The 14,196-nt window shown below is 49.4% G+C and carries 18 protein-coding genes; 6 read left to right on the top strand and 12 right to left on the bottom strand.

Features of this window, described 5'->3' with window-relative positions; all coding sequences use genetic code 11:
* The first annotated feature begins 121 nt into the window (after positions 1–121).
* From JNC80_RS19455 to JNC80_RS19435, 5 genes are all read left to right on the top strand, one after another.
* A complete protein-coding gene (locus tag JNC80_RS19455; protein ID WP_376711359.1) occupies positions 122–1,645 on the top strand; it encodes a hypothetical protein in 1,524 nt (507 codons plus the stop codon).
* 3 nt (positions 1,646–1,648) lie between these two features.
* Positions 1,649–2,122, top strand: a complete 474-nt coding sequence (locus tag JNC80_RS19450) for a DUF4376 domain-containing protein (protein WP_376711358.1) — start codon at positions 1,649–1,651, stop codon at positions 2,120–2,122.
* Positions 2,123–2,175: 53 nt separating this feature from the next.
* Positions 2,176–2,973, top strand: coding sequence for a lysozyme family protein (locus tag JNC80_RS19445; RefSeq protein ID WP_376711357.1), 798 nt, complete (start codon positions 2,176–2,178; stop codon positions 2,971–2,973).
* Positions 2,973–3,239 (top strand): hypothetical protein, encoded by a 267-nt coding sequence (locus JNC80_RS19440; RefSeq protein WP_376711356.1) that lies wholly within the window; start codon positions 2,973–2,975, stop codon positions 3,237–3,239. The genes JNC80_RS19445 and JNC80_RS19440 overlap by 1 nt, the downstream gene beginning before the upstream one ends.
* Positions 3,240–3,341: 102 nt before the next feature.
* Complete coding sequence (locus JNC80_RS19435; protein ID WP_376711355.1) at positions 3,342–3,596, top strand: hypothetical protein; 255 nt, start codon at positions 3,342–3,344, stop codon at positions 3,594–3,596.
* A 45-nt stretch (positions 3,597–3,641) separates the two neighbouring features.
* Here JNC80_RS19435 and JNC80_RS19430 read toward each other — a convergent pair whose 3' ends face one another.
* From JNC80_RS19430 to JNC80_RS19380, 11 genes are all read right to left on the bottom strand, one after another.
* Entirely contained in the window at positions 3,642–3,989 is a 348-nt protein-coding gene (locus JNC80_RS19430; RefSeq protein WP_376711354.1) for an RcnB family protein, read from the bottom strand.
* Between the two features lie 129 nt (positions 3,990–4,118).
* Positions 4,119–4,754 carry an SOS response-associated peptidase gene (locus JNC80_RS19425; RefSeq protein ID WP_376711353.1) on the bottom strand — a complete coding sequence of 212 codons (636 nt, stop codon included), beginning with the start codon at positions 4,752–4,754 and terminating at the stop codon, positions 4,119–4,121.
* Between the two features lie 43 nt (positions 4,755–4,797).
* A complete protein-coding gene (locus JNC80_RS19420) occupies positions 4,798–4,959 on the bottom strand; it encodes an EsV-1-7 cysteine-rich motif-containing protein (protein WP_376711352.1) in 162 nt (53 codons plus the stop codon).
* Entirely contained in the window at positions 4,956–5,210 is a 255-nt protein-coding gene (locus JNC80_RS19415; protein ID WP_122093786.1) for a hypothetical protein, read from the bottom strand. Before JNC80_RS19415 ends, JNC80_RS19420 begins: the two co-directional genes overlap by 4 nt.
* A complete protein-coding gene (locus JNC80_RS19410; RefSeq protein ID WP_376711351.1) occupies positions 5,210–6,484 on the bottom strand; it encodes a Y-family DNA polymerase in 1,275 nt (424 codons plus the stop codon). Before JNC80_RS19410 ends, JNC80_RS19415 begins: the two co-directional genes overlap by 1 nt.
* Before the next feature lie 437 nt (positions 6,485–6,921).
* Positions 6,922–7,425, bottom strand: a complete 504-nt coding sequence (locus JNC80_RS19405) for a hypothetical protein (protein ID WP_376711350.1) — start codon at positions 7,423–7,425, stop codon at positions 6,922–6,924.
* A 134-nt stretch (positions 7,426–7,559) separates the two neighbouring features.
* Positions 7,560–9,191, bottom strand: a complete 1,632-nt coding sequence (xseA, locus tag JNC80_RS19400; RefSeq protein ID WP_376711349.1) for an exodeoxyribonuclease VII large subunit — start codon at positions 9,189–9,191, stop codon at positions 7,560–7,562.
* Positions 9,192–9,358: 167 nt separating this feature from the next.
* Complete coding sequence (locus JNC80_RS19395) at positions 9,359–10,231, bottom strand: LysR family transcriptional regulator (protein WP_376711348.1); 873 nt, start codon at positions 10,229–10,231, stop codon at positions 9,359–9,361.
* Between the two features lie 342 nt (positions 10,232–10,573).
* Entirely contained in the window at positions 10,574–11,947 is a 1,374-nt protein-coding gene (locus tag JNC80_RS19390) for a glutamate--cysteine ligase (RefSeq protein ID WP_376711347.1), read from the bottom strand.
* Positions 11,948–12,151: 204 nt separating this feature from the next.
* The gene (locus JNC80_RS19385; RefSeq protein WP_376711346.1) at positions 12,152–12,889 is read right to left on the bottom strand and encodes a 16S rRNA (uracil(1498)-N(3))-methyltransferase; all 738 of its coding nucleotides are present in this window, start codon (positions 12,887–12,889) and stop codon (positions 12,152–12,154) included.
* On the bottom strand, positions 12,852–13,049 hold the full coding sequence (locus JNC80_RS19380; RefSeq protein WP_376711345.1) for a hypothetical protein: 198 nt from the start codon (positions 13,047–13,049) through the stop codon (positions 12,852–12,854). The genes JNC80_RS19385 and JNC80_RS19380 overlap by 38 nt, the downstream gene beginning before the upstream one ends.
* A gap of 314 nt (positions 13,050–13,363) precedes the next feature.
* Here JNC80_RS19380 and JNC80_RS19375 point away from each other — a divergent pair, with 314 nt between their 5' ends.
* Positions 13,364–13,504, top strand: coding sequence for a hypothetical protein (locus tag JNC80_RS19375; protein ID WP_162994564.1), 141 nt, complete (start codon positions 13,364–13,366; stop codon positions 13,502–13,504).
* Between the two features lie 134 nt (positions 13,505–13,638).
* Here JNC80_RS19375 and JNC80_RS19370 read toward each other — a convergent pair whose 3' ends face one another.
* Positions 13,639–13,860 (bottom strand): helix-turn-helix domain-containing protein, encoded by a 222-nt coding sequence (locus tag JNC80_RS19370; protein WP_022709447.1) that lies wholly within the window; start codon positions 13,858–13,860, stop codon positions 13,639–13,641.
* Between the last annotated feature and the right edge of the window lie 336 nt (positions 13,861–14,196).

Raw genomic sequence — 14,196 nt, 5'->3', positions numbered from 1 at the left:
TGATTTTGGCTTCAGAAAATCTAATGATGAAAGAACGCATTCAAGTTCTGGAAGCGGAAAACAAAGAACTGATTGCAGAGCGTAAGGAAGGGGCAGATTAATGGCTATTCGTCCCGACTGGATGACCGGCACGCTTAATCTCGTTGCCGGAACACCTGACTTCACCACAACAGGATCGGCTTTGCAGACCGCAGCCATTCAGGCTGGTGATGCGATTATCACCGCAACAGGCTATGTGCTCATCATTGCTGAAATCACCGGGCAGAACAGCGGCCGGTTATTTGATAATTGCCCTGTGGCAGCTGCCGGTGACGGGCAACCCTTGCGGGTTCGCTATCAGCCGGATGGTAGCCGTGTGCAGGCTGCAGTCCGCATGGTCAGAGAGCTTCTGACAACCGGAAATCTTGAAGCCTTTGCTGCTCTCGCTGGCGAAGAAGATGCAGTACCGGTCTTTGTTGGACCAGGTGTTATGAAACTGGTACCGAAATCAGAATTCGGACCCGATGATACCAAAGGCAATCTGGCCGCTCTCGCTGCCTTGGAGAATATTGCAAATCTCACAGAGCTTGCAGCAATTGCGAAAGCGAATGATCAGTTCATCGTCATGGGGGCGGACGGCACAATCACGCTGAAGTCAATCAAGAGCGTGACTGATGCGATAGCCGAATATGCGACTGCAATTGGCGAAAAGTATACACTACCGGCGGGCGGTACTGAGGATCAGCTGATTGACGGCGACGGTGCGCTTACTGCGAAGTCTGATCTACCAATTTCACAGGCAACGCAATCCGCACTGAACAGTAAGGCAGAAGCTGCAGCGACACAGAGCGCACTCGAAGGAAAGCTAAGTTTATCAGGCGGTCAGATGACTGGAACTGTTAACGGGAAAACACCGCCAAACAGCGGAAATAATCAGCATGGGTTCTTTTGCGGTGCGTCTTTTGGCTCTTACGATAGTACATATAACCGGTCATCACCATTTGTTACCAGAGCACAAAGTGCAGGTAGTCACTTCGCTCTGTCTATGAAACTCATGTATGCACACGCTCATGAGTCAAACCCGGGAGCTACATATTCGGGCACGTATGCCTTAGGTGTTCTAAATCCTAACATCGCAAATCCAGGTGCATTTAATATCCTGCATACCAATGCGGATAATCAGGCAAATAAAGTATGGTCATTCAGTGGTGATAGTGGTGGCCTTAATGTACCTGGTCCTATTTCAAAAGCGTCAGGCACATGGAAAATTGACCATCCATTAGACCCTGCGAATAAAATTCTCCGACATGGATTTGTCGAAGCGCCGGAATACGTCAATATTTATCGTGGTGTTGTCCGTCTTGTTAACGGCAAGGCAACTGTCAACATTGACGAATATTTCGGCATGATGTTCGGCACGTTCTGGGCAGTGAATACCGATATTATGGTGTCATCTCTGCAAAATCAGGAAGGCGACACAGTCGTTTGGCCTGAAGGCAAGATGACCGGTGGTATATTGAACATCACCTGCGCTCATGAAACCTGCAATGATGAAATCGCTTGGATGGTCACAGGGCGACGCAGAGACCCGTATGTAATTCTTGTTGATCCGAACTGTGAGCGCGGCACCGGTCGTTTTATTCCTGAATTTGATAAAGAGGATTAATCCATGAGCACTGTAACAGTAATCGACTATAGCCGTGCCGGTAAAAAGGGCTTCCCGCTATATCCTGAAGCGCATCCTGAAATCACACTGCCAACCAAGGAAATACCGGCCAGCGAAGCGACACCGGAACAGGCTGTTGATCCAAAGCAGGCACTGATGCTCTATGCTGCAGATAAACGCTGGCAGAAAGAAACCGGTGGATTTGAATTTAACGGCCTGCATATTGCTACCGATGATCGTTCCAAAATCATGATTGCCGGTGCGCGTGAAGCGGCGAAGGGTAATCCAGATTTTACAACGCCTTGGGTGACTGCAACCGGCGAGCTTGCCATGCTGGATGCGGCAACAATCATTGCAATCTCAGATGCAGTCGGAGCGCATGTGAACAACGTCTTCGGCATTTTCTCGCAGGTACTGCCGCAAATTCTAGGCGGCACAATCACCGATCAAGCTCAGATCGACGCTGCTTTTGCCTGACAGGCAATAATCACTCCAGCCTGATAGTCGGGCACAATCACAGGAAAATTCAAATGGATAAAACCGTACCAGCTGGCGCGGCGATTCTGCTTGACTTCATTCGTAAGACTGAAGTCGGGCGGACTGATCGCGCGTCTTATAACGTTATCTACGGTCACAATCAGGGCAAGCTATCAAAACCAATCACCTCGATGACAATCGGTGAACTGGTTGATGCGCAAGCCAGTTTTAGCAAGCGGTTCAAATCATCGGCCTCTGGTGGTTATCAGTTCATGCGCAAGACCCTGCAGGATTTGTCGCGTGAGCTGCGTCTGAACGGTCGGCAGACTTTCGATCCGGATTTACAAGACCGCCTCGGCTATCACCTACTTAAGCGCCGTGGCTATGAAGAGTTCATGGCCGGTACAATCTCCATCATTGAGTTTGCCAAACAGCTGGCAATGGAGTGGGCTTCGTTTCCGGTGCTTGCCGCGACTAAAGGCCAGCACCAGCAACTTAAACGCGGCCAGTCCTATTATCATGGTGATGCACTCAATAAGGCCTTGGTAAAGCCGGAAGCCATCGAGGCGGTGTTGCGTAAGGTAAAAGAGGCAGGCAACGACTTGCCTGTTCCGGTTTCTGAAGCGACGGAAGTGGAAACACAACCACCTGAACCTGAAAAGGCGAAGCCGGTTTCTCACTCAAAACGCTTTTGGACATGGCTGACAGCTGCGGCGCTTCCAGCTCTTGGATTGTTGGATTGGCGGGTGCAGCTGGCTTCCGTGGTTGTGGTGGGTGGTATCGCGGTTTACGCGATTTACTCCATGCCGTCTGTGAAATCCAAAGTCGAAAAACTGTTTGAGGCGCTCTGATGCTGGGGCGGCTCCAAATTATACTCGCGGTGCTGGCCGTGTGGGCAGTTGCGCTCACGGGTGCTGTCCAGCTGGGTAAATACAAAGAGCGCCAACGCGGCGCAATTCAGCAGCTGCAGAGTGATATCCGCGCTGAGCGGGAGAGGGTGAAGGATGATGCAAAAACGCGCAATCTATCGGACTATGATTTCTGTGTTCAGTCTCTTCGCCGTCGCGGGGTGCAGTCCGCAGACTGTGAGCAGCTGCGCGGGTTGGCGCAAGAATGATCTGTCTCCGGCTGGATTGGTGGCTTTGACAAGAGCTGATCGACCAGCAGCTGAGCGAGTGGAAGGTAATGACCAAAATGGAAAACGGCAGGGGTGCTGGTGATGGCAATGGATCCAAATGCAAATCCGGCACATCGCTTCAATGAATTGCCCGATGAAACGCAGGAATTTCTCTCTCAGTTACGTGAGGATGATATTGAAACCCTTAAGGACGGCCTGCGATTGGTTATAGCTATGCGAACAGTCGGCGGGTTTATGAAATGGATGATTGTTGCTCTTATCGGTACTTTTATCGGTACGGTTATGCTGTACGAGAATATTCTCAAAGTGCTCAACTGGATTAATCAATCCAGATAAAAGCATTGCCGGTCGCGTTCTCCGATCGGCAATGTCTACGCTGTCCTATCGCGCCATCATCATAGCTGCGATCAGGCCGGTTGCTGCCGTGATCAGCAAATATTGGTTGTCGACTTTTACCCAGTGCTGTCCGCGCCCCGGCTTGCGCAGACCATAGCGCTTGTAGTCACGCACTTCTTGATGGCGACGCCAGTCGCCGTAGCGCTGACCTTTTGACCATTTTTTGTAAAAGCGCTGTTCATTTTGCTTTTTATAGTGCTTACCATAGCTTGGGCGGTTAGGCTCATAGCGATGCTGCTCAGCCTTGTGAAGCGGCTGGTAATCACGGGCTTGTGCTAATGGCGCACCAACAAAAGTAAGCGCTACAGCTACGAGAATTGATTTCTTAAACATATGGCTCTCCTGTGTTGTTGCGTTAAGAATACGGTGACGCGGATGAACCATAAATGAATGAAACCAATGCATTAGATTACATATTTTTAATGTTGAAGCTGCCGATGCACTGCAATTGGCTACAGTTGTTTACTCTATAACCACCAATTTGCCATCGCTTAACGGCCGCTGCAGCTCTTTCGCTATTTCCCATGGTGCTGTCATCCACATATCCAGCTCTTCAGCCTCAGTTAGGATGACCGGCATAGCTTTGGGATGGATAGAGGCGACAACTGAATTCGGCTCACTGGTCAGGAATGCAAACAAGGTGTGATTTTGCTTGCCCTCTGATGGCTTTCTAATACCAATCCATTCTGTCCAGATGCCTGCGAAGAAAAACAGCGGTTCAGTTTCATCAAGCGCAAACCAATGCAGCGGCTTCTTGCCTGTCTTCAGATCCGGCTCCTGTGCATACTCGCTGAATGATGTTGCCGGAACAAGGCAGCGATTAGCGACATCAAGCCAGCGTTGCCAATGGCGGGATGAGATATTCCGCACATTGGTTATACCCTTATCCGCTTCGCCTTTGACATACATCGGCGGGGTTGGCATTCCCCAACGGCTTAAGGCCAGTTCGGGGCCATCCAGATTATTGCGCAATATTGGCGCCGGATAATCAGGGTAGATTTTTTCATCAAATGAAGCGCCGTTTGTCAGGTCAATATATGACCCGACTGCTTGTTTCAGCTGGGCGCTGTGCATTTTGATATTATAGAGATTGCACATTTCATCCTCCGCTTCTTAAGAAACGCAGGATCAGGCCTTTGGTTCATTTCGGCGTAATCTCTCCATCTTCCTTGTGCTCGAAGCAGAACCACTCTGTACCGTAACGACCTTTGAAGCCGTATGCTCCCCATTTTTTGCAGTCTTTATGCATACAATAATGGATATACATACCCTTGGATGTGCGGGATTGAGTTTCCTCGCTCATGCCAGCCCTCCGGTGAAGCCGGACATTTCATCCAGCCGAACCATAGCCATGCGCATCTGACCTTTGCAGCCCCGTGCTTTGCATCGGGCGCGTTTCTCTATCTCATCAAGATAGAGTTGTTCACGGCCTTTGGCTGTGCAGATCGTGGCCTTGTTGATGTAAACAAGCCTGCTGCATTTCTTGCAGATCATTTCCAACTTTTGGGTGTCGGACAAATCACTGACCCTGTATTTGGTTTTCCAGTTGCCCATCAGTAGAAGTCCTCTGCAGAAGGGATGCGCACATAGCTGATCTTGCCGCCGACATGGCCACCCGCTGGGGGCTTCCATTCGCCCATGTGAACAATCGTGCTGGAATATTTGGAGTTGAGCGCATCCATAGCGCCATTGGCTTTTTCCCATTTCTGCCGGATTGCATCATCATTGTTGAAGATATCCAGCTGACGGGCATTGGCCTCGCTCAAATCCATCAGGGTCACACCGACACGGAAAATGGTTGTACGCCTTGGCAGCTCTCTCCGTGCGCATTCCCAAAGCGCTGTATGCGCTGTCATGATAGCTTGCTCATCATTCACGGTTGGCATTTTGATCGTACGGAACCATGAGCCGCCATCAATTGCCATCCAGAGCCATAAGCCGCTGGCATAGTATTCCTCACGCCGCAGCCGCCTGCCAGCCTTCACCAAGAGCAAACGGGCAATCTCATAGGCACCGTTGATACTCCGACTCTCCGGCGGCAATACACGGGCATGTCCATACATGCCACGCTTCTGTGGCATGGCCTGAATGTCGTAGCCGTGCAGTGCCATCCACAGCCGCTCACCATTCACACTGCGCCAGATTTTGCGCATATGTTTTGGCTGCAGATTGTAGAGCTGCTCAGTTGTGATCACTTGACTATGAGCAAGCCGCATTTTCATGCTGTGGCCAACCCCCGGAACATCTTCCAGCTTCACCTGAAACAACGGCTCCGGCATCATATGCGGGTGCCAGATTGCTAAGCCATTGCCATACTGGCCAGCCTTCTTGCTGGCGTCCTTACCAGCTTTACAGGCCATCTTTGCCAGCTGCCGGTTAGCTGCGAAGCCGATAGAGCAAGTGATAAACTCCCCGATGTTTTTGTGAATGGTGCTTTTGATCTGCTCAGACAGTCCTTCCGGATCACGCCTTCCGCGCTCGTCCAGAATGCATGTCAGCTCATCAATGCTCTTGGCCGTATCAATCGGGATAACCGTTTCAATCTCGCAAAGCAGGGCGTTGTGAGCGCGGCGATATAGGTCTGGCTTCTGCCCCACCAAAATCAGGTCAGGGCAGAGTGCTTTCGCATCCTTAATCTTCATGACGTTTTTCACGCCATAGGCTTTCGCTTCTTTTGAGCAAGCAATGACGGCTGTGCGATCTGTGCCTTCAAACGGCACAACGCCGACCGGACGACCGCGCAAACGCTTATCGCATTGCTGTTCTACACTCGCAAAAAAGCCGTCAAAGTCGAGGTAGAGACGTTCAATTGTTTCTGGCTTACGCATGGCACAACAAATCCGTGGCGCAAACGAGTGCGCAAAAGGTCGGTAAGTTTTTAAAAATTCAATTCTGTTCTACAAATGTTCTCACGCAGTGAAAGAGTCAATAGTGATTTTTGGGAGTGGGTAGATGCTGTTGTGAATTGGTGTGGAAATTAAATTGAATGCTTAAATCAAATTATTCTCAAGATGCATGCTTTATGAGTTCACTTATTGGTGCATAAATGAGTGCACATATGAGTGCACTTAATAAGATGTTTTACTGATTTTATTATATAAATTTATCATTAAACTGTGATGTGGCTCCACTCGACCGTACCATTCCAAATTTCCCGCTTTCACATCAATAGATTACGATCTGATGCCTCATCTGTAGGCAGAGCAGTTTTGTTTTTATTTTTACAAAAGCGGAGATGCTCCGCTTTTGTCCGGTATGATTTTGCTTAATAGTTCCGGCTCGGATCGACGTGGATATTGCCATCGTCATAGACCTGAATTTTCACGTCCGGATTTCCCTCAAATATCTGATATTCAACCCCGCGACGCATTTTCCATTGGTAGCCGCGCTGAGGATCAGACGCATTCGAGGGCTCCCATTTCATTTCTGAAAATTCCTTGCCCTGAGACCAGCGATTTTCTTTTTTGGCAAAGACCTTGCTTGGTGTGTCAGCCTGATCGCGCAAATTGAAATCGTAATAATTTTTACGATCCTGAAGAAGAATATCGTGTGCATTTTTCAGGGGCTTGCCCTTTTCATCAACCTTATCACGATCACTGATATGTGCCGTATAGGTCTCAACCAGTTTGGCCGGTTTTGATGTATCATTGCTTGCAGATACTGGCTGATTTTGGCTGGCTACGGGCTTGTCCGTCTGTGTTGCACTTGTTGTGCATGCCGTAAGCACGGAAAGCGATGTAAAGACTGTAATAATGCTTGTATACTTCAATCTTTCTCTCCCCCGCTGATTGAAGTCGCAGATATATGTTATTTTTTACGCTATTAAAACTATAGAAATGCGTCTCTTCCGCTAGTGACGGGCGAAATAGTAAAAATAAATCTGAATAGAATGCCGGATATATTTTAGAAAAGCGTTCCCTGACCGTTGTCTTTGGCACGCGGAGCTTTAGTTTTCTTGTCCTTGACAGACGGTTCGGCAGATTGCGTTTTTGGTGTCTGAACTGCCGGAGCTGGCGCTGAACCATCCGCAATGACGGAGCGATCACCGTCATGAAAGCGCAGTGTTAGATTTTCGCCTGTTTGCACTGCCGTTGCTGTTTTAACCGGCAGCCCCTGATCGTTCAGCACAATAGCAAAGCCACGTTTGAGGACACTTGTATGGGACAAGGTTTCCATCAGTCGGGACAGTTCCAGACTGCGGGTACGATATTTCTGCAGGCTATGACGCATGGCTTGATCGCCGCGCCGTTGCAGATTGGCAATATTGAGCGCCCATTGACGGGAGCGGCGCAGGATCAGCTCGCCGGTCAGTCTTGATGATGTCTGTCGCAGCAAGTTGCGGCTGTTCTGCGTTTTGAGAGACAGGCCTCTCGGCAGGCGCTGATTGAGCTGTTGCAACTGCAAGCGGCGCTCTCTGATTTGCTGATTGAGCAGGCGCGGGGAGAGGTGGCGCTTCAAACCATCAAAACGCGCACGTTTTTGCTCTGTGCTGACCAGCAGCGCACGGCCTAGTCTGGAACCGGCTTCATCAAAGCGGCGTCTCGGCAAAGCAAGCAGCTGATCGGTTGAGGGTAATGCTCTTTGCAAAGCACGATAAGATTCGCGCCGCCTGTCGATCAGGCGTGTCATGGCTGATGCCAGTCGTGCACTGTAAGACGCGAGCTGTGCCTGCAAATCTGTCCGAACCGGCACGGCCATTTCTGCAGCGCCGGTTGGTGTCGGGGCGCGTATATCTGCCGCGAGGTCTATCAGTGTCCAGTCGGTTTCGTGTCCTACTGCTGAGATAACCGGAATATCGGAGGCCGCAACGGCGCGTACTACATTCTCATCATTGAAGCCCCAGAGGTCTTCCAGACTGCCGCCTCCACGGGCAACAATCAGCACATCTGGTCGGGGCAGCACTTCGCCGAAATAGACCGAGTTGAAACCGGCAACGGCACGGGAAACTTCCTCTCCGGTTGTCTCGCCCTGCACACGAACCGGCCAGACCAGTACATGCAGAGGAAAGCGGTCGGTAATCCGGTGAATAATGTCACGGATTACCGCACCGGTCGGAGAGGTGATAACGCCGATTGTGCGGGGCATAAACGGAAGCAATTGCTTGCGGTCTGCATCAAACAGCCCTTCACGTGCCAGCCGTTGTTTACGCTCTTCGAGCAAGGCCATCAGTGCACCGGCACCGGCAGGCTCCATCTGCTCAATCACGATCTGATATTTGGATGAACCCGGATAGGTCGTGAGTTTGCCGGTGGCAATCACCTCCATACCTTCTTCTGGCCGGAATTTAATGCGGCTCATGGAACCGCGCCAGATCACAGCCTCAATCCGCGCACGCTCATCCTTGAGGGCGAAATAAGCGTGGCCAGAAGAATGCGGACCGCGATAACCGGAGATTTCGCCGCGCACCCGCACATGACTGAACGTATCCTCAACAGTACGTTTCAGCGCACCGGATATTTCCGATACAGAATATTCCGCAACATTGGTCGCGTTGTTTTCTGTCTGACGGTCGGGCGAATCTGGAAAAAAACTCATGACTCTATTGGCCATTTTATGGGCTTAGCGGTCAAGAGACTTTGCTGTTGTCCAGCGTGAAACGGTTTTCGGATAAGATACGCGTTACAATAAAGAGTTAAAGCATCGATCTGATTCAATCAGTCCCAAATGCGTTCTGAAGACAGTTTTGCCGGAAATGGATTTGATTATTCTGAAAAGCGGATCGGTTTTCGGAAGCTGGTTTTAATGGCACCGGCGATCAGATCAATGGCGGGTGCATGAATACCCTGTGCGCGAATGAGTGACAAAGCGCAGGACGGTAGTTTGGGGAAGCCGTCTTCCTCATTGAGCACGCGCATACCGCTTCCCACCATATTGTCAGGCAGAATCGAGATTGCGCTGCCGGAGCGCACCGCCATGAGGATGGAGCGGGCGGAGGAGGTGGATAAAACGATACGATACTCGCGCTGTATCGTGTTGAGTGTATCCGTCAGCACTTTGCGCCAGCTGCAATTTGTCTTGTTCATTGCCAGCGGTATAACAAGCTCTTCATGCGGAGAGTTTTCCGCTGAGGTTGCCCAGACAAAACGGCTGGTATTGAGAACTTCCGAGCGTTTTTGCCCTGTATTATGGGTGATGAGGGCAAGATCCAGTGCCCCGCGGCGGATATGGTCGATCAATGCATCGGTTGGTTCACAATGCAGAATGGTTTCAAAAGCCGGATAATCACGGAATATCGGCTGCAAAGCATCCTGCACCATATGTTCCAGATAAATATCGGGCAGGCCGATGCGTATATTGGCCTTCATTTTATCAGTGCGGAATGAGGCAACCGTTTCATTATTCAGCTCAATAAGGCGCCTTGCATAATTCAGCAGTTTTTCGCCATGTGGTGTCAACAGGAGATGACGCCCTTCGCGGGCAAAAAGCGGCTTGCCGATACGCTCTTCAAGGCGGCGTATCTGCATGGAAATCGCAGACTGGGTTCTGAAAACACTGTCAGCCGTTTTGGTGAAACTACCGGTTTCGGCAATCAGCAGGAATGTACGCAACTGATCCAGGTCAAGTAGTGTCTGCATGCCATGCTCCGGTTAAGTTCCGGTAATCATATGGAATATCTTAATGAAGGCAAATAGTTTTATTGCAGTTTTTCAACATCTTTACTTGGATAAATATAAGATAAGTCAAATTTAATATATTGTGGTTTGCTTTTATTAAGACCTGTTCAGCTTTGTTAAGGAAATCATTGTGTATGTTGACACAATGTCAGGTGCAATTTGCAAAAATAAAAAGAGCGGTTGCATTTTTGAATCAGGCAGCCGCTCTTTATTGATGAAAGCGATTAGAGCATAATTCCTTAAACCTGGATTGGTTTAAAGTGTTAGAGCGACCTTTGTGTGCCAGGTCTGGCACACGGCGCTCTAGTAGGAATAGGCTTTAAAAACCGGCTCGACAGACTGGTTCCAGTCGCTGTCAAAGTGAGACAGCATCACTTCAGCCAATGGTTTTCCTGATTTGGCAATAGCTTCCAGCGGTTCAACATAGATACTCTCGTCGCGACCGTTTTCATCCGTATTTTTACGGTTCTTAAGGCCCTGAGACGCGATTGCGACTGCCTGTGCTGCAATATCCGCGACTTTACCCTTGCCGAATGGCGTGGCAAGGCCGCTTGCAGGCACAGTGTTACGCATTGCAACCACTTGCTCGAAATCCCAGTCCTTTGTCAGATCCAGCGCCGCATTCAGCGCATCCTGATCATAGAGCAGGCCAACCCAGAAAGCGGAAAGTGCTGCAATATGGGGCAACGGGCCACCGTCAGCACCACGCATTTCGAGGAAACGCTTAAGGCGGACTTCCGGAAACAGTGTGGATATATGGTTCGCCCAGTCGCCCATATTAGGCTGTCCGGCGGTTGGATGATCCTTCATTGCGCCGTTCAGAAACTGGCGGAATGTAATATGTGTGCAGTCAATATAGTGGCCGCCGCGCATGATGAAATACATCGGCACATCCAGCGCCCAGTCTACATAATCAGCAAAGCCGAAGCGCTCTGAGAACACGAATGGCAGGACACCTGCACGTCTGTTATCCGTGTCGCGCCAGATGTCTGAGCGCCATGATTGCAGGCCGTTGGTTTTGCCTTCCGTGAATGGCGAGGAGGCAAAAAGCGCAGTCGCGACAGATTGCAGCTTCATGCTGACCTGCATCTTGTGCCGCATATCCGTTTCAGAACCGAAGTCGAGATTCACCTGAATGGTCGAGGTGCGATACATCATATCCAGCCCCTGACTGCCGACTTTAGGCATATAGGCTGTCATAATGGCATAGCGGGATTTCGGCATAACCGGCGTTTCAGCACGCGTCCATTTCGGACTGCCGCCCATACCAAGGAAACGGATGCCGAGCGGTGTCGCAATTGTCTGCACATCTTTCAGATGCTGACTGGCTTCCGCATAGGTCTGATGAATGGTCTGCAGCGGTGCACCGGAGAGCTCGAACTGGCCGCCGGGTTCCAGAGAAATTGCACCCTGACCCTGCGGGCTGACCAGACCGATCAGTTTGCCTTCGTCGATAATCGGATCCCAGCCAAGACGCTGTTGCATCGCTTCCAGAATGGCGCGGATGCCTTGCGTGCCTTCATAGGGAACAGGGCTGTTATCTTTGGTATAATAGGGAAATTTCTCATGCTCAGTGCCGATGCGCCATTTGTCCTGTGGCTTACAGCCTTCTGCGAGATATTCAGCCAGTTCCTCAATGCCGGAAATGGCTGTTTCGTCTGTGGTATCCCGAGCCATGCTTTGCATTACCCTATTTTGTAGTTGTCACTATTCATATATGTGATTGGCGTTTTTTTATCCAACACGCAAGTGGAATTATTGGGCATAATTATTTGGAATAATAACAGGACGCGTAATTGAGCCTTGTCCTGTTGCGAAGAACCCTGAAAAAAATGCGCTATTGCCGGAATTATGCAGTGAGTGGTGGATAAAATAACAGGATTATTGCCAGTCGCCGATACTTGCCTGAATCACGGCCATGGCCGCTACCGCAGCGGTATCTGCGCGTAAAATTCTGGGGCCAAGCGGAATCGCTGTCACAAAATCCTGCTTATGCAAATATTGACGTTCATCTTCTGAAAAGCCGCCTTCAGGGCCGATGAAAACACCGGCAGGCTTGCCTTTCAGGCTGGTCAATAATGGCAGGGGATTGTTGCCCTCGGCGGCCTCGTCGCAGAATATCAGTGCGCGTGCCTCATCCCATTGCTCCATGAATTTATCAAAGCGCAACGGCTCCCTGTATTCCGGCAGGATGAGAATTCCGCATTGTTCTGCGGCTTCACGCATATTGGCCTGCATCCGCTCGCTGTTGAGCTTGGGCATCTGGCAATGCTGGGTGATAACCGGCTGTAAGACGGAAGCGCCCATTTCCACGGCTTTCTGGATAATATAATCCATGCGGCCGGTTTTCAGCGGGGCAAAACAATAATGAAAATCAGATGCCGGAGGCTGCGGACGTGTCTGCTCGGCAGGGTGCAGAGTGACGCGTTTTTTGCCCGTTTGCTCTATATGTGCGAGCCATTCACCATCCCGCCCGTTGAACAGCAAAATCTTGTCGCCGTCCCGCATGCGCAGAACATTGAGCAGGTAATGTGCCATATCCGCCGGAGCCTCAATGAGGTGATCCGGTTGCAGGGGAAGGTCAATAAGCAGTCGTTGCATTCTGTAATTTGCGCGCATCGGCTACGGATGGCAGAGAGAAGGCTGGCAGGTCAAGTGATAAAGAGCGCTGTAACCTTGATGTTAAAAACAGAGCAGCAAAATAGACGGAGAAATCCTCGGTAAAGGAAATGCGGCGGCCATTTGTGGCACTGTCATTGCGCTTATCACGGAGACTCACTGCGGTGGATCAGCCGGAAATTTGGAGCTTGGGCGGCGTATTTTGCTTATGCGTAAAGATCTATGGTTACTATTTGATTGAGTGAGATCGGGTTTTTACACTGCACAGAGCCGTTTCAGTTGCTGATCTGCCACAATGAAAATCAAACTGATTTTTGTATGTGTTTTTAGCGTGTATCTTGCGCATGTTTTATTGCTGTTAAGATCGGCTGCTTATATCTGGAAGCACCTTTCAACAATGCTGAGTCCGTGTGCATCTTTATGCAATGTGCCGGTTCATGCTGAATTTAGTCCGCTTCCGGGAGACTTGTTTCCATGTCCGCAAAGAGCGCCACGCTCCTGACCGTCCTTATGTTGTCTGCAATCCTGTTTACCGGATTGGGCCTGCTCTCCGTTGAAACCGGCGGCAGCGCAGTTGCAAATGACGGATACGGCATTTCGTCTTTCCATCATTAATAATCAGGATCGGCTGATGTTTCTCTGACGGGAAATATTGGTTTCTTATAAAAAAGCCGCGCTGGTCACTGATCGCGCGGCTTTTGTGTGTCTGATTTTTAAACTGTCCTATATGTGGTCAGTCGCCGGTTGCATTAATGCGGGGTGCGAACCTCATCGCGATATTCAAGAATATCGCCTGGCTGGCATTCAAGGACACGGCAGATTTTTGCCAGTGTTTCAAAGCGTATGCCACGCACTTTGCCGGATTTGAGTAAGGATACATTGGGTTCCGTAATGCCTATATCGGCCGCAAGCTGGCGTGAGCGGATTTTTTTACGTGCTAAAACAACATCAAGATTGACAACAATTGACATTTTTCACCTTAAAAAATTGAATAAAATATATTTATACTTGGCTCTGTTTTAATTCTTAAAATTGCATGGAATTTTCATAATCTGATTTCAGAAAAAACCGGAAATATAATAAATTAACAGGCGGAAAAAAATCGTCCTTTCTCTATTGGAAATTTATAACTCATCATATGAAAAAAACCATAAATGGATACTGCAATAAAATGCAGGTAATAAAAAGGGTGGTGGTGAATTTTAGTTGCAATTTTGATGTATTGGTTCATTAATTTTATGTCGTTTTGTATTTAGAAATTTAATTAATTTGATAAATATTTATATTTTAATTTAATTTTTCAGTAA

Origin of the sequence: Pseudochrobactrum lubricantis, from assembly GCF_041929865.1 — a bacterium.
GTDB classification, from domain to species: Bacteria; Pseudomonadota; Alphaproteobacteria; order Rhizobiales; family Rhizobiaceae; genus Pseudochrobactrum; species Pseudochrobactrum saccharolyticum.
Note: the sequence above shows the minus strand (reverse complement) of the source record. Positions and strands in the feature narration are given on the sequence as shown.